18 protein-coding genes are annotated in these 21259 nt (G+C 47.9%); 12 read left to right on the forward strand and 6 right to left on the reverse strand.

Features of this window, described 5'->3' with window-relative positions:
• Window positions 1-14: 14 nt before the first annotated feature.
• The 3 genes from Q0757_RS10060 (at window position 15) to Q0757_RS10070 (ending at window position 3392) form a co-directional block, all read left to right on the forward strand.
• Complete coding sequence (locus tag Q0757_RS10060) at window positions 15-1451, forward strand: glycoside hydrolase family 1 protein (RefSeq protein ID WP_298786859.1); 1437 nt, start codon at window positions 15-17, stop codon at window positions 1449-1451.
• A gap of 16 nt (window positions 1452-1467) precedes the next feature.
• On the forward strand, window positions 1468-2358 hold the full coding sequence (locus Q0757_RS10065) for an ROK family protein (RefSeq protein ID WP_298786860.1): 891 nt from the start codon (window positions 1468-1470) through the stop codon (window positions 2356-2358).
• A 191-nt stretch (window positions 2359-2549) separates the two neighbouring features.
• Window positions 2550-3392: an aldo/keto reductase gene (locus tag Q0757_RS10070; protein ID WP_298786861.1), complete on the forward strand. Its 843-nt coding sequence runs from the start codon at window positions 2550-2552 to the stop codon at window positions 3390-3392.
• A gap of 71 nt (window positions 3393-3463) precedes the next feature.
• On the opposite strand, the gene Q0757_RS10075 is transcribed toward Q0757_RS10070, so the two are convergent.
• The 3 genes from Q0757_RS10075 to betB all read right to left on the reverse strand — a co-directional run bounded on the left by Q0757_RS10075 (window position 3464) and on the right by betB (window position 8095).
• On the reverse strand, window positions 3464-4672 hold the full coding sequence (locus Q0757_RS10075; RefSeq protein ID WP_298786863.1) for an iron-containing alcohol dehydrogenase: 1209 nt from the start codon (window positions 4670-4672) through the stop codon (window positions 3464-3466).
• A 102-nt stretch (window positions 4673-4774) separates the two neighbouring features.
• Complete coding sequence (gene betA / locus Q0757_RS10080) at window positions 4775-6460, reverse strand: choline dehydrogenase (RefSeq protein WP_298786865.1); 1686 nt, start codon at window positions 6458-6460, stop codon at window positions 4775-4777.
• 168 nt (window positions 6461-6628) lie between these two features.
• Window positions 6629-8095 carry a betaine-aldehyde dehydrogenase gene (gene betB / locus Q0757_RS10085; RefSeq protein ID WP_298786867.1) on the reverse strand — a complete coding sequence of 489 codons (1467 nt, stop codon included), beginning with the start codon at window positions 8093-8095 and terminating at the stop codon, window positions 6629-6631.
• A 346-nt stretch (window positions 8096-8441) separates the two neighbouring features.
• On the opposite strand from betB, the gene Q0757_RS10090 reads away from it, so the two are divergent.
• The 4 genes from Q0757_RS10090 (at window position 8442) to Q0757_RS10105 (ending at window position 13847) form a co-directional block, all read left to right on the forward strand.
• On the forward strand, window positions 8442-9011 hold the full coding sequence (locus tag Q0757_RS10090) for a choline uptake/conversion transcriptional regulator CudC (RefSeq protein WP_022792908.1): 570 nt from the start codon (window positions 8442-8444) through the stop codon (window positions 9009-9011).
• A 168-nt stretch (window positions 9012-9179) separates the two neighbouring features.
• Window positions 9180-10721, forward strand: a complete 1542-nt coding sequence (locus tag Q0757_RS10095; RefSeq protein WP_084687282.1) for a sodium:solute symporter family protein — start codon at window positions 9180-9182, stop codon at window positions 10719-10721.
• Between the two features lie 384 nt (window positions 10722-11105).
• The gene (locus Q0757_RS10100) at window positions 11106-12824 is read left to right on the forward strand and encodes an ABC transporter ATP-binding protein (protein WP_298786871.1); all 1719 of its coding nucleotides are present in this window, start codon (window positions 11106-11108) and stop codon (window positions 12822-12824) included.
• 222 nt (window positions 12825-13046) lie between these two features.
• Window positions 13047-13847: a carotenoid biosynthesis protein gene (locus tag Q0757_RS10105; protein ID WP_298786873.1), complete on the forward strand. Its 801-nt coding sequence runs from the start codon at window positions 13047-13049 to the stop codon at window positions 13845-13847.
• A 133-nt stretch (window positions 13848-13980) separates the two neighbouring features.
• On the opposite strand, the gene Q0757_RS10110 is transcribed toward Q0757_RS10105, so the two are convergent.
• On the reverse strand, window positions 13981-14250 hold the full coding sequence (locus Q0757_RS10110; RefSeq protein ID WP_298786875.1) for a hypothetical protein: 270 nt from the start codon (window positions 14248-14250) through the stop codon (window positions 13981-13983).
• Window positions 14251-14371: 121 nt separating this feature from the next.
• On the reverse strand, window positions 14372-15016 hold the full coding sequence (locus tag Q0757_RS10115) for a DsbA family protein (RefSeq protein ID WP_298786877.1): 645 nt from the start codon (window positions 15014-15016) through the stop codon (window positions 14372-14374).
• 186 nt (window positions 15017-15202) lie between these two features.
• Here Q0757_RS10115 and Q0757_RS10120 point away from each other — a divergent pair, with 186 nt between their 5' ends.
• The 3 genes from Q0757_RS10120 to Q0757_RS10130 all read left to right on the forward strand — a co-directional run bounded on the left by Q0757_RS10120 (window position 15203) and on the right by Q0757_RS10130 (window position 16691).
• A complete protein-coding gene (locus tag Q0757_RS10120) occupies window positions 15203-15487 on the forward strand; it encodes a YolD-like family protein (protein WP_298786879.1) in 285 nt (94 codons plus the stop codon).
• Window positions 15484-15666, forward strand: a complete 183-nt coding sequence (locus Q0757_RS10125) for a hypothetical protein (protein WP_298786881.1) — start codon at window positions 15484-15486, stop codon at window positions 15664-15666. The genes Q0757_RS10120 and Q0757_RS10125 overlap by 4 nt, the downstream gene beginning before the upstream one ends.
• 119 nt (window positions 15667-15785) lie before the next feature.
• Window positions 15786-16691: a Gfo/Idh/MocA family protein gene (locus Q0757_RS10130; protein WP_298786883.1), complete on the forward strand. Its 906-nt coding sequence runs from the start codon at window positions 15786-15788 to the stop codon at window positions 16689-16691.
• A 45-nt stretch (window positions 16692-16736) separates the two neighbouring features.
• Here Q0757_RS10130 and Q0757_RS10135 read toward each other — a convergent pair whose 3' ends face one another.
• Window positions 16737-17501, reverse strand: a complete 765-nt coding sequence (locus tag Q0757_RS10135; protein ID WP_298786885.1) for a DeoR/GlpR family DNA-binding transcription regulator — start codon at window positions 17499-17501, stop codon at window positions 16737-16739.
• A 334-nt stretch (window positions 17502-17835) separates the two neighbouring features.
• On the opposite strand from Q0757_RS10135, the gene Q0757_RS10140 reads away from it, so the two are divergent.
• Together Q0757_RS10140 and Q0757_RS10145 are read left to right on the forward strand one after the other, a co-directional pair.
• A complete protein-coding gene (locus Q0757_RS10140) occupies window positions 17836-18894 on the forward strand; it encodes an endo-1,4-beta-xylanase (protein WP_298786887.1) in 1059 nt (352 codons plus the stop codon).
• A gap of 14 nt (window positions 18895-18908) precedes the next feature.
• Window positions 18909-21176: a glycosyltransferase gene (locus Q0757_RS10145; protein WP_298786888.1), complete on the forward strand. Its 2268-nt coding sequence runs from the start codon at window positions 18909-18911 to the stop codon at window positions 21174-21176.
• The last annotated feature ends 83 nt before the right edge of the window (window positions 21177-21259 follow it).

Consider the following 21259-nt stretch of genomic DNA (forward strand, 5'->3'; position numbering starts at 1 on the left):
GAAGGAGTCGAAATATGTCTATTAAAACATTAACTATCCCAGAAAATTTTATGCTCGGAGCCGCACTTTCAGCCTGGCAGTCGGAGGGCTGGTCCGGAAAGAAGGAGAGCCAGGATTCATATATGGATCTTTGGTATAAAAACAATCGGCATGTCTGGCATGACGGCTACGGGCCGGCCGTAGCCACCGATTTCAGAAATCGGTACAAAGAGGATATCAGCTACATGAAAACGATCGGCCTGACGCATTTTCGCACCTCCGTGAACTGGTCCCGTTTTTTAACCGACTATGAAAATGCGATTGTCGACGAAGAATATGCTTCCTACGTGGAAAGCATGGTGGATGAATTAATCGCACAGGGCGTGGAGCCGATGATCTGCCTCGAGCATTACGAAATTCCTGCCGAGCTGTTTGAACGGTACGGCGGATGGGAGTCGAAGCATGTTGTTCACCTGTTTGAAAAATACGCGGAAAAAGTGATGGACCGGCTCGGGGACCGGGTCAGGCACTGGCTGACATTTAACGAGCCTATCGTGCCACAGACCCGCATATATTTGGATGCCATTCGCTACCCTTTTGAACAAAACACTCAAAAATGGATGCAGTGGAACTTTCATAAAACGCTTGCGACCGCCCGTGTCGTGAAGCTGTTCCGGGAAAAGCAGCTCGCGGAGCGGACCGGAGCGAAGATCGGTGTCATCCTCAATCCGGAAGTCACATATGCCCGTTCGACAGCGCCCCATGATCAGGAGGCGGCGAACAAGCATGACCTGTTTTTCAACCGGATGTTTCTGGACCCAACGATTAAGGGGGAGTATCCAAAAGAGCTGTATGAGCTGATGGATAAGCACGATATTGCCTTTACAGCGACCGATGAAGACCTGGATATCATCCGCAGCTATACGGTGGATTACGTCGGGCTGAATCTGTATTTCCCGCATCGTGTACAGGCACGAACGGCTGGCTGGAACGAGCAGGTTCCGTTTCACCCAAGATACTATTACGACCCCTTCGACCTTCCGGGGAAAAAAATGAATCCCTACCGCGGATGGGAAATTTTCCCCCGTATTATGTATGACATGGCGATTCGCATGAAGGAAGAGTATGGAAACATTGAATGGTTCATTGCAGAAAATGGGATGGGAGTGGAAAATGAACAGCGGTTTAAGAATGCGGAAGGAATCATTCAGGATGATTACCGGATTGCGTTTATTACGGAGCATTTATCGTGGCTGCTTGAAGCCGTCCGTGAAGGTGTGAACTGCCGGGGGTATATGCTGTGGGCCTTTTCGGACAACGTATCTCCGATGAATGCGTTTAAGAACCGGTATGGGCTTGTCTCCATCGACCTGGAAAACAATCGGGACCGGACCATGAAAAAGTCTGCCTATTGGTTCCAGGATGTGATTAAAACCCGTAAACTTAAGGTGGAAGAAGAGCCTTATAAATAAAAGAGCGGGGGATGAAATGAAGACGTATTTAGCGATAGACTTGGGCGGATCCTTTATGAAGTATGCGTTGGTCACCGAAGAGGGAACGATGCCATTAAAAGAAAAAATCAAAAGCCCTGCCAGCGTCGATGACTTAGTGGAGACAGTAGGGCAGCTTTGTGAAAAACTTTCTCCCGTGCATGCACTCGCAGTGAGTTCACCGGGTGCAGTAACTGAAGAAGGTATTATCAAAGGCTCGAGCGCTCTTCCCTATTTGCATGGTCCGAACATAAAAAACCTGCTGCAGAAACGAGCGCAGCTGCCGGTTTATATAGAAAATGATGCGAATTGTGCAGCATATGCGGAGGTGTGGAAAGGGGCAGGAACCCAGGTCCGGAACATGCTGTCGATCGTTATTGGAACAGGCATCGGGGGAGCGATTATTAAGGATGGAGTGCTGCACCGGGGAAATAATCTGCACGGCGGTGAATTTGGCTACATGCTTTTAAATACAGACCATCCGGGATTTAACCAGACGTGGAGCGGGCTGGCATCGACGCAGGCATTAGTGCGCCGGTTTGCCAATGCGAAGCATAGAGACCCCGCAGACTATACGGGAGAAGACGTGTTCCGGTTTGCCGATGAGCACGATCAGGAAGCTGCCGCTGCTGTAGAGCAATTTTATTACTATGTAGCGGCAGGCATTTACAACCTGCAATATATGTATGACCCGGAGCTAATCACCATTGGCGGCGGAGTGAGCGCGCGTGAGGATCTTATTGCAAAGGTGAATGAACAATTGGACAGGATCATGGAAGCTCTGCCATTGGGGAAAATCAAGCCATCGATCGCAGCTTTTAAATTCCGCCAGCATTCCAATCTGCTCGGAGCAGTATATCATGCTATACGTGAGCAGGGAGAGCATTGAAACAGGTATAAGACTTTAGATATTCCACCACAGTATGTACACGCTGTGGTGGAATTTTTGTTTTTTAAAATCTTTAAACAATACTATATTTCTGTCTTTACCCAGGTTAATAAACATCCCAAAAAGGGAAGACAATTACCGAATAAAAGCATGACCATATTTTGAGCTTTCAGGGAAAGGATGAGTCATTGATGAATAATTCCATTCCGGAAATCCGCCTGAATGACGGCCTGACGCTTCCGGTTATCGGTTTTGGGACAGCGGCGGTGATTGGAAACGAAGGGGCCAATGCTGTGGACCAGGCAATTCATGCAGGCTACCGTCTGATCGATACGGCTTACAACTATGAAAACGAGGGCACAGTAGGAGAGGCCGTGCGGCGCAGCTCTGTTCCGAGGCAGGAGCTGCGGATTACGTCCAAGCTGCCGGGACGCTATCATGAATATGAAAAGGCCGTGCCGGCAATACAGGAGTCGCTGTACCGCGCAGGGCTGGATTACTATGACCTGTATTTGATTCATTGGCCGAACCCGAAGCAGGGCCATTACGTTGAAGCATGGCAGGCATTGATTGAGGCCAAAAAATGGGGGCTGGTCCGCTCCATCGGGGTATGCAACTTTTTGCCGGAACATCTGGAGCATCTTGAAAAGGAGACAGGCGTGAAGCCGAGCATTAATCAAATTGAACTGCATCCGTATTTTAACCAGGAAGAATCGAGAAAATGGCATGAAAAGCATGATATTCAGACCGAATCCTGGAGTCCGCTTGCAAAGGCGAGCGACGTGCTGCAGGATGAGACGCTCCGTAAAATAGCAAATAATCACAATAAAACAGTATCCCAGATTATTCTTCGCTGGCATTATCAGCTGGGCACGATACCGATACCAAAATCGATGTCGCCCCGCCGGCAGATTGAAAACCTTTCGATCTTTTCCTTTGCGCTCGACGAAGGGGAGATGGAAATGCTTGCCTCACTGACCCAGCCGGACGGACGCATAAATGATCAGGATCCGGCGGTGTATGAAGAGTTTTAAATCTGCGCTGGATAATATAAAAAAGCCGGAAAGAGGAGCGCTCTCTTTCCGGCTTTTACGTAAGGATAATATTAAACGGTTTTTGGCACCTGATGGAAGCAGCGCTTGTAGATCCACTCGTAGTCGGACACTTTCAAGTCGCGAGGGTTGCCCTCTGTCTGCGGGTCGTTCATTGCTTCTTTGGCAAGACGCTCGGTCATGTCAGGATTTACGCCCTGCTCCTCGAGGGAAGGAATGTCGAGCTCTTCTGCAAGATCATACATATACTGCACAGAAGCTTTAGCTGCCTCCCCGGTGCTCATACGTGCGGTGTCGATGCCAAATGCCTGGGCGACACGTGCAAAGCGTTCCGGGGCACCTTTCCAGTTGTATTCCATTACCGGTCCCATCATAGCTGCGACGCATTGGCCGTGTGCTACTGGAATGATACCGCCCAGCGTCTGGCTCATGGCGTGCGCAGCACCGGCAGATTCACTGCCGTAGGAAAGGCCTGCAAGCATCGCAGCCTGGGACATGCCGTAACGGGCTTCAAGATCTTCACCATCGGCATAGGCGCGTCGGATGTATTTTGCAGCGTACTCAATCGCAAGCAGAGCCACTGCGTCTGTGACAGGCTGGGCGAATTTCATTGTATAGCATTCAACCGCGTGAGCGATCGCATCAATACCGGTCATTGCAGTTACGTGCGGAGGCATGGAAACGTGCAGCTCCGGATCGATAATGGTTACGTATGCCGGAATGAGCGGGCCGCCGGTGTTAAATTTAAATTCACGGTCTTCGTCTGTGATTACTGCCCACTGGGTTACTTCAGAGCCGGTGCCTGCTGTTGTTGGTACAGTTATGAATGGCGGGATGCGGCGCTCCAGCGGCTTTTTGCCCTCAGCAGCTTCATAATCGAGAATCGAGCCTTCGTGGGTAGCTTCAACGCCGATGGCCTTTGCAGTGTCCATTGAGCTTCCGCCGCCGACAGCGATCAGGCCGTTGCAGTTTTCTGCTGTGTAAAATTTGGATCCCTCTTCAATCAGGCGCACGGGAGGGTTTGGCTCTACTTTATTGAAGAGAACAACCTCTACACCGGAAGCTTCAAGATTGTCGATAACGGGCTTTGTTACGCCTGCATTATGGATGCCCGGGTCTGTGACGAGCAGCACTTTGTCAGAGCCGAAGGCTTTGATTTCTTCACCAATATGTTTAATGGCACCGATGCCGTGCTTGATTGCTGTAGGTACTTCAAATGTGTGATAGCTTAACATGCTTTCGACTTTCATATTCATGCTCATGGGAAAATCCTCCTTAATGAATGAAAAAAGATCCTTTTTTCCAAAGCGAGGGCTCCTACAAAAAGCTGCGCTGGATAAAAAGAATCCTTTTTATATTTTATTTTAGGACTTAATTGTCCCTGCATCCGACGGATCAACGCCGTGACGATAAAATTTTGTATGCATCGGTTCGAGCGGCTGTTGCTCAAGGATCAGATCCGCTGCTTTTTCAGCGATCATGAGTACGGGTGCATGAATGTTTCCGTTCGTCACATAGGGCATGACGGAGGCATCCACTACGCGAAGATTGTCGACTCCATGCACTTTCATCGTCTTCGGATCAACAACGGCCATTGGGTCTGAAGCAGGTCCCATTTTCGCAGTACCGCTCGGGTGCAACGCCGTTTCGGCATCATTCGCAACCCATTCCAGAATTTCTTCGTCTGTCTGTACAGCGTCCCCTGGAGCGATCTCTCCAGAATTGAATGGTTTCATGGCTGGTTGCGCCATGATTTCACGGGAAATGCGGATCGCTTCAACCCACTCGCGTCTATCCTGCTCCGTGGAAAGATAGTTGTACACCATGCTTGGATGCTCCCTTGGATCCCTGGAGCGGATCTTCAGGCTTCCTCTTGCATCAGAATACATTGGCCCAACGTGCACTTGGAATCCGTGCTTCGTATCTGCTTTCTTGCCGTCATAGCGTACTGCTACCGGGAGAAAGTGGAACATTAAATTCGGATAAGGAACAGTCTCGTTAGAACGGACAAAGCCGCCTCCTTCAAAATGATTCGACGCTGCGGGACCTTTACGGCCAAACAGCCACTGCAGACCAATCCAAGGCATTTTTAACTTATTCAAGCTTGGCTGCATGGAAACCGGCTGTGGGCAGGAATACTGAATATATGCTTCCAAATGGTCCTGCAGATTTTCACCGACACCCGGCAGATCAGCTACCGGCTCAATTCCAAGCGAACGCAGGTGTTCAGCGTCCCCGACTCCGGAAAGCTGAAGCAGCTGCGGAGAATTGATGGCGCCACCGGAAAGAATGATCTCTCCGGCGTTCACCTTCAGCGTTTTGCCATTGTGTTGATATGTTACACTTTCTGCCTTTGTCCCGTTAAAATCTATGCTTTCAACAAACGCACGGGTTCTTACTGTAAGGTTTTTTCGATTCATAACCGGGTGCAAAAATGCACGGGAAGCAGACATTCGTCTGCCTTTATGGATATGCTTATCAAACGGCCCGAATCCTTCCTGGCGGTAACCGTTCACGTCCGGTGTGCGCGTATAGCCTGCTTCTACGGCTGATTCAAAAAACGCCTGGAACAACGGACTCGTTGCTGGCCCCCGTTCCAGCTTCAGCGGACCGTCCTGCCCGCGGAATTCGTCACCTTCTTCAGCTGCCATCGCGTTTTCCAACCGCTTGAAGTATGGAAGACAGTGCGCGTAGTTCCACTCCTCCATACCTTCGTCTGCCCCCCATCGTTCATAATCGAGAGGATTTCCGCGCTGATAAATCATTCCGTTAATAGAGCTGGATCCGCCAAGTACTTTTCCTCGCGCATGCTTAATGCGGCGACCGTTCATGTATGGTTCCGGATCAGACAGATACTTCCAGTCATAGAGGCTCTTTCCTGCTGGAAACGGCAGTGCCGCAGGCATCTGAATCAGTAAGTCCCACGCATAGTCACTTCGCCCTGCTTCTAGTACAAGCACGTTATTATTTTTATCGGCGCTTAACCGGTTCGCAAGTATAGATCCTGCACTGCCTCCACCAATAATTACATAGTCAAATGTTTCACTCATATTGTGCACCCCCAAAGATTTTCTTTGTTTAACGATGTGTGTAAAGCTATATAATAACTTTTGATCCAACTATGTTATTTCGTAGAGAGTTATTAATAAAATGACACTTACTCAACATAAAGAACGAGAGATTATTTATAGAGTTTGTATTTATCTGTTGCTGTCGATCTAGAAAAAATTCAGAGCTTCCGGGTTCGTGTTACGGAAGATGTGTTTGGTTTCGGTGTACTCCTCCATGCCGACCTTGCCAAGCTCACGGCCGATGCCGGACTGCTTGTAGCCGCCCCAAGGCGCCTGGGCAAAATAAGGATGGAAGTCATTGATCCAGACGGTGCCAAGACGGAGGCCGGAGGCCACCCGCTCGGCTTTGCTGATGTCTGTGGTAAACGTAGCGCCGGCAAGGCCGTAAACCGTGTCGTTCGCTTTTTCCACGGCTTCTTCTTCAGAGGTGAAGGTTTCCACGGTAAGTACCGGGCCGAAGATTTCTTCCTGCACGATTCTCATGTCGGAGCGGCAGTCGGTAAAGATCGTCGGCAGAAGAAAGAATCCTTTTTGGAGCGTTTCGTCGTCCGGGCGTTTGCCGCCAACAGCAACTGTTGCTCCTTCCTGTTTACCGATTTCGATATAATTTTCGACCTTGCTCATGTGCTCCGCAGAAATAAGCGGTCCCATCTGTGTTTCTTCATCCTGGCCACTGCCGAGACGAATGTTTTTCACCCGATCAACGATCGCGTTGACGAAATCGTCATGGATAGATTCCTCCACCAAAAGCCGTGCTCCGGCAGAACAAACCTGTCCGGCATGGAAGAAAGCGGCGTTTAGCGCCTGGTCTACGGCTAGCTCGAAATCCGCATCGGCGAAAACAATGTTAGGGTTTTTGCCACCAAGCTCAAGGGCGATTTTTTTCATATTGGAGGTGGCGGACTGCATGATTTTACGGCCGGTTTCAATACCGCCTGTAAAGGAAATCAGGTCCACGTCCACGCTTTCAGAAAGCTCCGCACCTACGTCGGTGCCTTTTCCGAGCACAAGGTTGGCAACCCCTGCCGGAATACCGGCTTCTTCCATCAGCTGAAATACCTTGACGGTCGTAAGCGGCGTAATTTCACTTGGTTTGACGATAATGGTGTTTCCCGTTGCAATAGCCGGTGCGATCTTCCAGGATGCCTGCAGCAGCGGGTAGTTCCAAGGGGTGATCTGGCCGCATACGCCCACAGGCTCACGGACGACTTTGCTGTCTGAGTCCGGAAGCGGGGAAGCGATGTATTCGCCGCCGTCTTTATCCGCAAGTCCGGCAAAATAGTGGAACACTCCGGCGATATCGTCCATATCGGCACGGCTTTCTCCCATTGTTTTACCTGTATCGAGCGTCTCGAGCTCTGCGAGTTCTTCCTTATCCCGCTCAATGAGCTGGGCTACCTTTAATACGTAAGCTCCGCGCTCCGAAGCGGTTGTAGAGGCCCATGGCCCTTTGTCAAATGCCCGGCGGGCAGCCTGTACGGCTTTTACAGCGTCCTCACGGGAGCCTTCCGCTGCCTGCGTGATAACGCTTTGGTCAAGCGGATTAATAATGTCCCGGGTTTTGCCGTTAGCAGCGTCGACCCATTCGCCGTCAATGTACATGCGAATATCCATATGTGTATGCCTCCTAATTGTTAACTTTGTTAAAAAAATATTTAACGTTTTGAATAACTTAAATTTATCAGCTTTCGAACATCTTGTCAAAGACCTGCCGGAAAATTTTTAGTGGCGCTCGAGGTTATCAGCCCGATATAAATAAATTTTAAAAAAGATTTATAAGACTTTTTCACGCGCGTGCGAATATATCCGAAGGCTTTTTATTTCCCGGGGAATAAACATAAGAACTGCCGGCTGATATTTTTAGTCAGGCATTTGACAAGAGATTTTTATACGTTAAGATTAGAAACTGTGAAGAAAATATTTAACAAATTGAATTTTTTTAATAGAAAAGGAGGAGCCCATGACGGATTCTCATCACCAGGATGAATGGAGGGAGTCACTCGAAGGCGCCAAAGACATTATCATTGATTCCCTGGCTGAAACCATGGATTTGTACGGTGTCACAAGAAGCGTTGGCACTTTGTATGGGACAATGTATGTGGAAGGCGATATGACGCTGGATGAAATGAGAGAAAAACTCGGAATGAGTAAACCGAGTATGAGCACCGGAGTACGAAAGCTTCAGGAGTTCAATGTTGTAAAGAAAACGCACCGGCGCGGAAAGCGAAAGCAGACCTACGTAGCCGAAAAGGATTTTTTCCGTTTTTTCACCAACTTCTTTACTCAGCAGTGGGAGAGAGAAGTGCGGACGAATTTGAGCGCCATTGAAAGCGCCTGGGAACAATTGGACATGCTGATTCAGTCGGAAGAAGCAGAAGAGTCCATAAAAGAAGAAGCACGGGAGATCCAGCGGATCCTCAGCCAGTCGATCAAGTACTACAAATGGCTGAGTCGTCTCGTGGAGTCTATGGAAACAGGAGAATTATTTAAATATATTCCGATAGAAGAAGACGATGAAAAAGAGAGATAACAGTTTTACTTTATCTCTCCGGAAAACGTTTTCGCAATATTTAGAATTTTATAAAAAATAGAGGTGTTGCTCGTGATCGAGAAAAATTTAAACTTATTAAAGAGTCTGGGATTTGTCCTTCTAGTAGCAGCAGTACTGATTTACATAATTGCTACTGGTGACGACGTGATGTGGAGCGGCTTTATTGCCATGCTTGTTTTCTATGCTTTGATGTACTATGTCGGCGCCTATTTTGCCGCTAAAAAGTCTGATTCCCTCGACGACATGATGGTGGCCAAACGGAGTCTGCCGCTTGTTATCATGATTTTTACTATGGCTGCCACCTGGGTAGGCGGCGGTTATATTAACGGCACCGCCGAATCAACCTACGTTGACGGCCTCGTGTGGGCCCAGGCGCCCTGGGGTTATGCCCTCAGTCTTATTATTGGCGGTATTTTTTATGCGAGAAAAATGCGGCGCTATGAATTCAAAACCATTATTGATCCGCTCGAACAGCGGTTTGGGAAGAAAATGGGCGGTCTGCTGTATCTTCCGGCGCTCCTGGGGGAAATGTTCTGGAGCGGCGCTATTCTGACAGCGCTAGGCACGACATTCGGTACGATTTTAGGGATCGATTTTACGACGTCGATTGTTATTTCAGCCGTTATTGCGATCGCCTACACCGTATTTGGCGGCATGTGGGCGGTGGCCTACACAGACCTTTTACAGATGATTCTGCTGTTAGGCGGTTTGTTTCTGGTGCTGCCGTTTGCCTTTGGCAGTACCGGCAGCCTGAGCGTCAACTGGAACGATTATCAGGCGGATCTTGGCACCTATGCGAACCTTTTTCCGCCGCTTGACGGGTGGAATCATCCGGAATGGGGGAACTATTTCTGGAACTGGTGGGATTATGCCTTTCTGTTGATTTTCGGCGGCATTGCCTGGCAGGTCTATTTCCAGCGCGTGCTCTCCGCTAAAGATGAACAAACGGCGATGTGGTTTTCGATCATTGCCGGTGTCGTATGCATTATTGCGGCTGTCCCGGCTGTGCTTATTGGTATCATCGGCTATAACGTTGACTGGGCGTCCTTTGGGACGTCAGCACCGGAAACAGCGGCCATGGTACTGCCGGAGGTGCTCCAGCATCTGACGCCGGGGTGGGTAGCGGCGATTGGCCTCGGGGCTCTTGCAGCAGCCGTTATGTCTTCCATGGACTCCTCGATTCTGTCCGCATCCTCGATGGCTTCATGGAACATATACCGTCCGCTGGTTCGTCCGAAAGCCTCCAACGATGAACTGAAAAAAGTGATCAAGACCTCGATTGTGATTATCGGAGCGGCTTCTACCCTGATTGCTTTAAATGTTGGAAGTGTATATACCCTGTGGTACCTGGCGTCGGATTTGATTTTTTGTATTTTATTCCCGCAGCTGACCATGGCTCTGTTTTATAAAAATGCGAACGTGTACGGTTCCCTTACAGCATTTATTGTATCGGTCTTTTTGCGCCTTGGCGGCGGGGAGCCGGCAATCGGCCTGCCGGTCTTTCTTCCGTACCCCATGATTGAAGACGGGATTGTGCTTTTCCCATTCCGTACGGTCATCGTTATTATCGCGTTTATACTCATATTTATTGTTTCGGAAGCTACAAAGAAAAAGGCTGTTCCAAAGCCGCTTCTCATGCCACATGAACGGGATGACAACGAAGCTTTGGAAAAACAGCCGTCTAAATAAAATCAAAAAAAGAGCCTGGAAGCAGCAATGCTTTCAGGCTTTTTGGCGTACTGCGCCGCATATACAGAGAAAAACAGCTTCTACAGCTGTATACTGAAGCTTAGGAAGTTTTTGGGAAGGTCAACATACCTAACGGCGTTCAGTGCATCTATGTTAACATATTTCCTTTGTTTGTCCATTAAACATAAAAAAGAATAGCTATAATTAATGCTGTTTTTTAGCAAATATTTGTTGTCCATGCCGATAAGCGCCTGTTTTCATATTATTTCATGGTTATTTGCATTATATGGAAATAAGCAGGCAGAAAATAATTGAATTTCATCAGCATTCCTATACAATAAAGAAGGTATTTATACGTGAATTTAATTAGAAGAGGAGAACCTGATGCTTAAACGTTTTTATTCCTATTACCTTCCTCATAAACAGCTGTTTTTCATTGATTTTTTCAGCGCAATCGCTGTTGCAGCCCTGGATCTGGTCTTTCCGCTTGTGGTCCAGTGGTTTATTGATTCCCTGCTGCCTCAGGAGGACTGGAACCTGGTCGTGTGGGTCTCAGCCGGCCTGCTCATTATCTATCTATTCAGTGCCTACCTGCAGTATATCGTGAATTATCTGGGGCATAAGCTTGGCATTAACATTGAAACAGACATGCGGCGGGAGCTGTTTAAGAGCGTGCAGGGCCAGTCGTACCGCTTTTTTGATAATACGAAAACCGGTCACATTATCAGCCGTATCACGAATGATCTGTTTGATATAGGGGAGCTTGCCCACCACGGGCCGGAGGATTTATTTATTGCCATTATGACGTTTGCGGGTGCTTTTACGATCATGTTTTCAATTAACCCGCAGCTTGCCCTCGTTGCGCTTGTTTTTGTGCCGTTTTTGATCGTGCTTATTACCTACACGAACATTCAGATGAACAAAGCATGGACAAAAATGTACGCAGAAATTGGAGACGTGAACGCCCGGGTGGAGGACAGCGTCTCCGGGGCCCGGGTAGTGCAGTCCTTTACAAATGAAGCCTTTGAAATCGACCGGTTTGCCAAAAACAACAACCGCTACCGCCACGCTAAGCTGTCGGGCTACCGCACGATGGGCCACACTACGGCGACTATTTTCTTAACAACCCGTCTCATGATTCTGGCAGTGCTCGTTTACGGGGCATGGCTCGTTTACACGGGCGCGATTACAAACGGGGAGTTCGTCGGCTTTATTTTGTACGTGAACGTGCTGTTCAAGCCGATTGAAAAAATCAGCGCCATTTTAGAGCTGTACCCGAAGGGCATGGCCGGCTTTAAACGGTTCGTGCAGATGACCGATGCAGAAAAGGATATTGTCGACCGTCCTGATGCAGTGGAAGCGCCAGTGCTTACAGGCGATATTAAGCTAGAGGATGTCACCTTTGGGTACCATGAAAGCCAGCCGGTGCTCCGGGATATGAACGTGACGGTAGAAGCGGGGAAAACAGTTGCCTTTGTCGGCTCCTCCGGGGCCGGCAAGACAACAATCAGCTCGCTGATTCCGCGGTTTTACGATGTGGATGCCGGCGCTGTGACCATTAATGGGATAGACATACGAAATATGACAAAGGAATCCCTCCGTTCCCAGATCGGCATGGTGCAGCAGGATGTATTCCTGTTTAATGGCACGCTGAAGGAAAACATTGCGTACGGACGCTTGACAGCCGAAGAAGAAGAGATTGAAGAAGCCGCCCGGCTGGCGAATCTGGACGGCTTCGTGGAGGAGCTTCCGGATGGGTATGAAACAGAAATCGGCCAGCGCGGGCTAAAGCTGTCCGGAGGCCAGAAGCAGCGGATTGCAATTGCCCGGGCTTTCCTGAAAAATCCGCCGATTTTAATTTTGGATGAAGCAACTTCAGCGCTCGACACGGAGACCGAGGCTTTGATTCAGCAGTCGCTGACCCAGCTGGCGGAGAACCGGACGACGATTGTCATTGCCCACCGGCTTGCGACCATCCGGCACGCCGATAATATTGTGGTGGTGACCGGCGGCCGTATTGCTGAGCAGGGAACGTACGAAGAGTTAATTCATAAAAACGGCGTTTTTGCTTCGCTGAACAGTGTACAGCTTGAATATCAATAAAATGTTTTCCTCTCCTAATCTCCTCTGCGGCCGAAACGCTCGCTTCCATGGCAGAGGAGCTTCAGCAGGAAGTCAGCTACTTTAAAATATAGAGGAAAGATTGTCTGCAGGCAGAAAATCCTTCGGGATTTTCTGTTTTTTTTACAAAACACAATTAAAACAAGTATTACCCGGGAAATAGAAAGGGGCATCCATTAATAGTCTGTCACTTCAGGAGGGCCCATGAGAAATTTATCGTTCGACATAGGATTATTTCGTTTTTTTATTTTTTGGTACATATGCGGTCTCGTGCTGCTGACGTTCGATCTGCTCCCGGTATGGCTGGAATGGGCAAACGCTGTTTTCCTGTATTTAACCGGAGTAATTGGAGCTTTTTTTCTGGTCCGGTCGTACGGGGGGAAAACCGGAGGCGGGCTGACTGCTGTTATTTTTCTGCTTTCGATGTTTCTTGAAGGGATCGGTGTGCAGCTGAATCTCTTTTTCGGGAGCTATGAATACGCCTCTGATTTTGGGGCGATGATTCTCGGGGTACCGCTGACGATTGGAGCAGCATGGGTGGCTATCGTTTCGGGCTCACACGCGTTAATGCTGTATATTCTGGGCATGCTTCCACGTCTGCGTGGGTGGGGAGCGTTCGTTTTTTATGTGCTTTTGGGGGCGCTTTTAGTCACTGGAATTGATTTTGTGCTCGACCCTGTAAATTATCTGGTGCAGGAGTACTGGATATGGAATGAAGGCGGCTGGTATTATGGTATTCCGTTTTCAAATTTCCAGGGCTGGTTTATTATTGGCTTTCTTCTGCACGCGATTATGTATTTGGTTCTCCGTTTCCAGGGAAGGCTGTTTGAGGTGTCAGCTTATTGGCAGCCGCGCACCGCTGCTTTATATATGCTGCTCACCTTTATGTTTACCCTGCTTGCGCTGTTAAATGCCCTTTGGCTTGCCGGGGCGATTGGAATTGGTATTATGATTTTTTGTGCTGCGGTGCTTATGGGAAGAAGGCAGCCTGCCGAAAGAAAATAACAAAACATTAACAGGTTCTTCACACAAGCATTACATTAAGGGCTTAACATAGGAGGTGTTGATCCCCCAGGTTCATCTCACTGGACAGGGAACCCCTCTATGCGCCTCCCCGTACCCCCGGGGAGGCTTTTTTTTATGCATTTAAAACGCTGAACAGCCTTGGAAGGGGGATGAGCTCGAGCGTGGTGTTTGTTCTGGGGTCTGTGTTGGTTTTTTCTTCTAATTCGGTACAGTAAATCAATTCTTCCTCTTCAAGAAAATACAGAGAGTCCTGTAGTTTCCGCTCCTGGGTGCTGGTTAAATGCACCACAATTGATTCGTTTCTTTTCAGCGCAGCTTCGGCAGCGGGGGCGGCATGTTTATTTAATTTATGGAACGCACGATTCACTTTAATAGCAAGCATGGTGCAGGCCTCCTGTTTTTCATGGATGGGTATAGTTTTCCCTGCGAAAAAGTGTATGAAGCTTTACTTTCTTCCCATTTTTATATGAAAAGCCCTTCCCGTAAAGGAAGAGCTCCTCCTGTTATGCCTTCTGCTTTTCATCCCACACTTGCTGGAGCGCCTGTTCAAATGTTTCTGCCGGCTGAGCGCCGGAGAGGGTGTACGTTTCATCGAACACATAAAAAGGCACGCCATCAATTCCTATATAGGAAGCTTCCTGTAAATCCTTTTGCACACTCGGGGTGTAGGCATCCAGCTCAAGCAGCTCCTTCGTTTCTTCCTCCACGAGGCCGACATCTCCCGCGAGTGCGGCGAGGGTGTCGATATCTGCAATGTTTTTGGATTCGGTAAAATATGCGCGCAAGAGGCGCTCAGTCATGCGGTTGTTTTTGCCGCGTTCTGTGGCGAACTGCAGAAGCCGGTGGGCGTCAAAGGAATTAGCCGGCACTGCTTCGTCCATGTTGTATTCCAAACCGATATCCCGTGCCTGCTCGGTGAGCTGCCGGTGAAACGTTAGCACCTGCTCCCGGTCCATACCTTTTTGTTCAGAGAGAAAGGTATGAATGTCCGATGCCGGATTTTTTGGCATTTCCGGATTCAGCTGAAAGCTGTGATAAATCACCTGCACCTGGTGCTTGAACGTCATGTTTTCCAAAGCGGTCTCAAAGCGACGTTTTCCTAAATAGCAAAACGGGCACATTACATCAAACCAAATATCTACCTGCATGTTTGTCCTCCTTTAAAATACGCTATGTACAGTATGAAGAAAAAATTTTTTTCTGCCTACAGAAATGCTTACAGAGAGCGTTTTTTTCTGTGAAGACAAAAAATCAGTAAAAAATATCCTTTTCTCGAACGTACGTTCTTGTATAATGGAAGTAATATACTTCTCTTTGAAGGGGACGTGATGCTGATGAATGAAGAACAAAAAACAATGGCCCGCATGATAGCGGCGGAATGGGAAAAAGAAACGGAGGACTGGAAACAGAAGGAACGGCTTCTGCGTAAAGCCTGGGCAGAAAAGCATGAATTGAAGCTGCGCTGGAAAAACGAAGAACATGATGTAGATACAACAGGGACATGTACGTATATTGATCACATGAATCGGCTTATTCACTGGAGGGACGAGCAGGGCAATTATTATAATATTTCCTTTGACCGGATCCTTTCCGTACAAAAAGGGAGTGAAGAGTGGTGAAAAAGGAAGAACTCGCTGTGCTCTCCGCTTATCTGGATGAACAGATTAATCATTTGACCAGACGCACGCCCTACAGTAAAGAAGACGATCTGCTCTGTCTTGGCGGCCGCCTTGCGTATCAGCAAATTCGTGATGAAGTACAGAAAATAGCAGAACAGAAAGAAAATTACTATAAATAACCTGGTGAAAAAACGGTGAAGAAACAATTTATGGTATTCTGAGGGAAGAAGGTATTCAAAACCACTGTGTGGGTTTTGTAACCGTTATCTTGATGAACTCAGGCCCGGGAGGGGACACCATGAAAATAGGAATGATTGGCATCGGGGACATTGCTAAAAAAGCGTATCTCCCCATTTTAAGTAATTTAAAGGATGTAGAACTGCACGTGTACACAAGAAATCCGGATACGTTAAAAGAAATTGCTGATACGTATACGATACCCCATACGTATCAGCAGATGGATGAGTGGCTGAGCTGTGGTATGAAAGCAGCATTTGTTCATACCGCCACCGTAGCGCATGAGCCTATTATAGATGCGCTGCTCGACATGGGCATTCACGTGTATGTGGACAAGCCGATTACGTACCACGCCGAATCTGCCCAGCGGCTGCTTACTAAAGCCAAGGAGAAGCGGCTGCTGCTGATGACCGGCTTTAACCGCCGGCATGCCCCTTCCTATCAAAAGCTGATGGAAGCAGAGGATACGAATATGATTATTGTTCAAAAGCACCGGGGCCACCAGGCAGCGGACGCCCGCACGTTTGTGTTTGATGACTTTATCCATGTGATTGACACAATTTTGTATTTGTTCCCGGAAACAATTGAAAACATGACGGTGAGTGGTAAAGGGGAATATGATCTTTTGCACCATGTGACGCTGCAGCTTGAGTCACCCAATGTGACAGCGCTTGGTATTATGAACCGCGAAGCCGGAACCTCCCTGGAACGTGTAGACGTGATGAACCAGGAGCAGACCTTAACGGTAAGCAATGTCCGGGATGTAAGCGTGCATAAAGATAAAGACGTGTGGCACCAGGGGGAAAACGACTGGGAATCCACGCTGAAAAAACGCGGGTTTGAAACTATTATTACAACCTTTCTGGCCTTTGTGGAACAGGACATTATTCCGGAATACATGTATGAACAGGCCTGGGAAACCCATCAAATGGCCGAAGACGTTGTCCGGCACCTTACGAGCCCGTGAATAAAAGCTCTGTCTTCCCTGCAGCCGCAGAGAGACAGAGCTTTATTATGAAGGAAAAATAACATCGATCCCGTGCTGTTCGAAAAAATCGAGCCACTCCTCTGCTGGTTTTTTGTTGGTCAGCAGGCAGTCCACCTGTTCAAAAGGAAATGTTTTGACCAGGGAAACAGCCCCGAACTTTGTATGGTCGACAAGCAGAATAACCCGGCGGGCCTGATGCTGCATGTACTGCTTTAAATCAGCTTCCGGCTCATTTGTATCCATAATGCCCTGCGTCATGGAAATGCCCTTACAGCTGACGACAGCTGCATCTACGTTGTACTGCTGTACTGAACGGATGGCTGAGGGTCCCACGAGAGATCGCGAGTTTTTCCGAAGGCTTCCCCCGGTAGAAAACACGTCAAAGGATGAAAATGCAAAGTCCTGAAGAATAGAGACGCTGTTTGTAATAATGGTGAGATGATCCTTGGACTGCTGAAGCACCTGCAATGCTTCATACACCGTGGAGCTCGTGTCAGCCATAATGGAAGAGCCGTCCTTGATGAGCGGTGGCAAAAGCTGGGCAATGATTCTTTTTTCTTCTAAATTGATCGTATTTCTCGTCTGGTAGGGAAGGTCTTCGCTCGTTCGTTCATTGAGCATGGCTCCGCCGTAATTACGGGTAACAACCCCTTCACGTTCAAGCTTTTCAAGGTCACGGCGAATCGTTTCCTCAGTGACGTTAAACGTTGAAGCCAGGGGAGCGACGAATACTTTTTTATCACTGTAGAGAGTGGATAGAATTTTTTCTCTTCGTTCAAAAGCGAGCATACATGGTCCTCCTTATCACAGCTGCGGTTTTGAGTCTTGATTTTACTAGTTACACTATAAGCATAAATCAGGCAGGAATACAGGTTTTTTACGCAAAAATCTTTAAAAACAAAGAGTTTTTATACATAAAAGCTTCCTGGTTAAGCATAATTTGTTTCCTTTTTCATTTACAGCCATAGAAACCGGCTGGAATGACAAATGGAAAAGTGTGGGTTAAAGCTTCTTAGCGCACCAAAATAATGGTATCATTAAGTATAAATACATAGTTAATTGGAAAAAAAAGTTAAAAAATCAGTCTTTATAATGGCGATGCACAAAAGGAGAAAATGCTGTTTTGAAGAAGATCATTTTTGTAACAGCCGGGCTTCTGATCTTACTTATGGCAGGGGCAGGAGGATGGTTTGTAATGAAAGCAAACGCTTCACTTGGTACAAACGCGGAGGCTTCCGGGCATTATATAGGTACTTCGGTGCGCTGGGATCCGCTTTTGGACAATGAACAATATAAAGATCTGCTTGTTGAGGAATTCAGCAGCCTTACTGTAGAAAATGAAATGAAGATGGAGGCTGTGCAGCCTGAACCGGGAAATTACAGCTTTCAAAAAGCAGATGAAATTGTACAGACTGCGGAACAAAATAATATGAAGGTCCGCGGTCACCCGCTTGTATGGGGAGAAGCACTGCCCGGGTGGGTGCATGAAGAGGTAGTAGATGAGCAAAGCGCTAAAGCAGTACTGAAGGATCATGTGCAGACAATGGCAGAGCACTACAGCGGGCGTGTACAGGAATGGGACGTCGTTAATGAAGCTTGGAACGATGACGGAAGCTACAGAGAAACAATATGGTTTGAGTATATTGGGCCGGAGTATATTCCTCTGGCCTTCGAATGGGCACGGGAAGCGGCTCCGGAAGCAAAGCTTTACTACAATGACTACGGCAACGAAATGAAAAATGAAAAAACAGATGCTATGTTTGCAGCCTTAAGCAGCTGGAAAAACGAGGGCGTCCCGATTGACGGTATTGGCATGCAGACTCACATTGATGCTGCCGATCCAAGGTTTTCCAGAGAAAAAATGCAGGAAAATCTTAAGCGCTGGGGGGAGGCTGGTTTTGAGACAGCTGTAACTGAAATGGATGTAAAGCTGCAGAATCTGGATGCTTCCCGACAGGAACGTCTAAAGACCCAGGCAGATATTTATGCAGATGTGACGAGTGTCTGTATGGAGGAGTCCTCCTGCAGCGGCCTTACCGTTTGGGGCGTCGGTGATGCAGAAAGCTGGGTCACCGAGCAGGAATCAGAAAACGGAGAGCCGCTGCTGTTTGACAGCAGCTGGGAGGAGAAGCCTGCATATAGCTATATGAAACGAACATTTATTTTTAATCCTATACTGTAACAGGGGGGCAGGACATGAACGACACATTCTGGTACATCCTGGCAGCAGAGATAATTGTACTAATGCTGCTTTATTTTTCAGCAAAAAAATGGACCTGGTCCCGGCATATAATGCTCTCTCTTTTTCTTATCGTCAATGCCGTTTATCTTTTTTGGAGAGCGGCCGAAACGATTCCTACCATTGGCATTATAAGCTTTATCGCCGGAATTCTCTTACTGGCTACAGAAGTAATGGGCTATTTTCAGGCAATCATGTTTACGATTTTATCCTGGAGACCGTTTAAACGAAAACATATTCCGCTCTCAGAGCTGGAGAGCCTGCCCACAGTCGATGTGTTTATCGCCACATATAATGAACCCGAAGACCTTCTAAAGCGGACCATGATTGCATGCACGATGATGAGCTATCCTGAAGACTTGTTGAAAGTATACGTCTGCGATGATGGCAAAAGAGAGTCTGTGCGCCGCCTTGCAGAAAGCTTAGGTGTAGGCTACATTTCCCGTCCCGGCAACGAGCACGCCAAAGCGGGTAATTTGAATGACGCGTTAACGAAAACCGACGGGGAAGTCGTCGTTACGATGGATGCTGATATGGTGCCAAAAGCTGAGCTCCTCGAGCGCACCCTCGGGCAGTTCACGGACGAAAAAGTGTCGTTTGTCCAGGCGCCGCAAGTGTTTTATAATGCGGATCCTTTTCAGTACAATCTGTTTTTTGAAGACAATATTACCAACGAGCAGGATTTTTTCATGCGCCGGCTGGAAGAAGGAAAAGACCGCTTTAACGCTACCATGTACGTAGGCAGCAATGCCCTGTTCCGCAGAAAGTCGCTCGAGGATATCGGTGGGTTTGCCACTGGGGTGATTACTGAAGATATGGCGACTGGAATGCTGCTTCAAACCGGGGATCAAAAGACAGTATTTGTGAACGAAACGTTAGCTGTCGGACTTTCGCCGGAAACATATGCCGATCTTTTAAAGCAGAGAGATCGCTGGTGCCGCGGCAATATTCAAGTTATGCGAAAATGGAATCCGATGAAAATCAAAGGCCTCTCCTTAATGCAGCGGCTGCTGTATATGGACGGTATCAACTACTGGTTCTTCGGTGTGTATAAAATGATTTTCCTGCTGGCGCCGCTGTTGTTTTTAATTTTTTCCATTTACAGCCTGAACGCAGACTTTGAAACGCTTGTGCTTTACTGGCTGCCGGCCTTTGTTTCGTCGCAGCTGGCCTTCCGGTTAATGTCTGACCAAAAAAGAACGGTGCTCTGGAGCCATGTTTATGAAGTAGCAATGGCTCCGTACATGGCAGTGTCGGTAATTACGGAAGCGTTTTTGCGGAAAAACATCAAGTTTAATGTTACAGCCAAGGGCATCCAAAACGCTCGCCGCCAGTTTCTGTGGAGAGTCAGTATTCCGTATCTGGCACTGCTTGCACTCACCTTTATTGCGCTGGCTAGAGTAGTGCTTCATTTCACTACCTCTCTGACGATTTTTCAAAACGAAGACGTACTGTACATTAATATTTTCTGGATCCTCTACAATGCTGTAGCTCTTGTACTGGCATTGATGGTTTCAGTGGAGCGCCCGCGTTTTCGCGGAGCCGAACGGCACAAGGTGGATCTCGAGGGCACTGTGTCAGCCGGGGGGAGAACGCTTCCGTGCAAGGTGCTGGACCTGAGTGAAACCGGGGTACGTTTTGAAGTAGCACACCCGGAAGCAAAGTCCTGGCTTTCACAGGAAGAAAACTTCACCCTCAGCGCCGGTCCGATTAACGGGATTCGCGTGCATAAGCTGTGGGTCGGCGGTCAGGCAGAGGCAGTGGCTGCTGTCGGAGGTAAATTTCAAAATGTGACTCTCGAACAGTACCGCAGTTTAATTCAGATTATGTTTTTGGAAATGACAGATATTTATACGAAACGTATTTACGAACGTTCTTCACTCGGAAGGGCCTTTCTGAATTTTTTCAGGGGGACGGAAAAACAGCCGGCTCAGGCAAAACGAATGGCTGTCCGGGAACAGGTGAATATGTCTGCAACTGTAAAAGTGAATAACGTTATTTATGAAGCGGTAGTCAAGGATTACAGCATGAGCGGCTGCCGGGTACAGGTAAAAAACGTTAAAAGTATTCAACCGGGAGATATTGTCTATATTTCCGGGAGAGAGGAACACTTTCCGGATAACTACGCCCGCACCCAGTGGATCCAGCAGCGTGGACGTAAAACGTGGGTTGGGATGCAGTTTTTACAGGAAAGTATCAGCAGCCGGTCCTCAGGTATCAGCTGATCCATGCAAAACAAGGAAGGTTCCTGCGATAGGGAACCTTCCTTTTATTGTTATTTTGACCCGAATATGAAGTGATGAGCTTT

This window comes from uncultured Marinococcus sp. (assembly GCF_947493875.1).
In the GTDB taxonomy this organism is placed as follows: domain Bacteria; phylum Bacillota; class Bacilli; order Bacillales; family Marinococcaceae; genus Marinococcus.

What these genes read in the sequence shown, in the direction of transcription:
- Q0757_RS10115 (WP_298786877.1), bottom strand. Translation starts at nt 15,016, where the DNA reads ATGCAGGTAGATATTTGGTTTGATGTAATGTGCCCGTTTTGCTATTTA.
- Q0757_RS10135 (WP_298786885.1), bottom strand. Translation starts at nt 17,501, where the DNA reads ATGCTCGCTTTTGAACGAAGAGAAAAAATTCTATCCACTCTCTACAGT.
- Q0757_RS10095 (WP_084687282.1), top strand. Translation starts at nt 9,180, where the DNA reads ATGTGGAGCGGCTTTATTGCCATGCTTGTTTTCTATGCTTTGATGTAC.
- Q0757_RS10110 (WP_298786875.1), bottom strand. Translation starts at nt 14,250, where the DNA reads ATGCTTGCTATTAAAGTGAATCGTGCGTTCCATAAATTAAATAAACAT.
- Q0757_RS10130 (WP_298786883.1), top strand. Translation starts at nt 15,786, where the DNA reads ATGAAAATAGGAATGATTGGCATCGGGGACATTGCTAAAAAAGCGTAT.
- Q0757_RS10075 (WP_298786863.1), bottom strand. Translation starts at nt 4,672, where the DNA reads ATGAGCATGAATATGAAAGTCGAAAGCATGTTAAGCTATCACACATTT.
- Q0757_RS10120 (WP_298786879.1), top strand. Translation starts at nt 15,203, where the DNA reads ATGAATGAAGAACAAAAAACAATGGCCCGCATGATAGCGGCGGAATGG.
- Q0757_RS10065 (WP_298786860.1), top strand. Translation starts at nt 1,468, where the DNA reads ATGAAGACGTATTTAGCGATAGACTTGGGCGGATCCTTTATGAAGTAT.
- Q0757_RS10070 (WP_298786861.1), top strand. Translation starts at nt 2,550, where the DNA reads ATGAATAATTCCATTCCGGAAATCCGCCTGAATGACGGCCTGACGCTT.
- Q0757_RS10060 (WP_298786859.1), top strand. Translation starts at nt 15, where the DNA reads ATGTCTATTAAAACATTAACTATCCCAGAAAATTTTATGCTCGGAGCC.
- betB (WP_298786867.1), bottom strand. Translation starts at nt 8,095, where the DNA reads ATGGATATTCGCATGTACATTGACGGCGAATGGGTCGACGCTGCTAAC.
- Q0757_RS10105 (WP_298786873.1), top strand. Translation starts at nt 13,047, where the DNA reads ATGAGAAATTTATCGTTCGACATAGGATTATTTCGTTTTTTTATTTTT.
- betA (WP_298786865.1), bottom strand. Translation starts at nt 6,460, where the DNA reads ATGAGTGAAACATTTGACTATGTAATTATTGGTGGAGGCAGTGCAGGA.
- Q0757_RS10145 (WP_298786888.1), top strand. Translation starts at nt 18,909, where the DNA reads ATGAACGACACATTCTGGTACATCCTGGCAGCAGAGATAATTGTACTA.
- Q0757_RS10100 (WP_298786871.1), top strand. Translation starts at nt 11,106, where the DNA reads ATGCTTAAACGTTTTTATTCCTATTACCTTCCTCATAAACAGCTGTTT.
- Q0757_RS10090 (WP_022792908.1), top strand. Translation starts at nt 8,442, where the DNA reads ATGACGGATTCTCATCACCAGGATGAATGGAGGGAGTCACTCGAAGGC.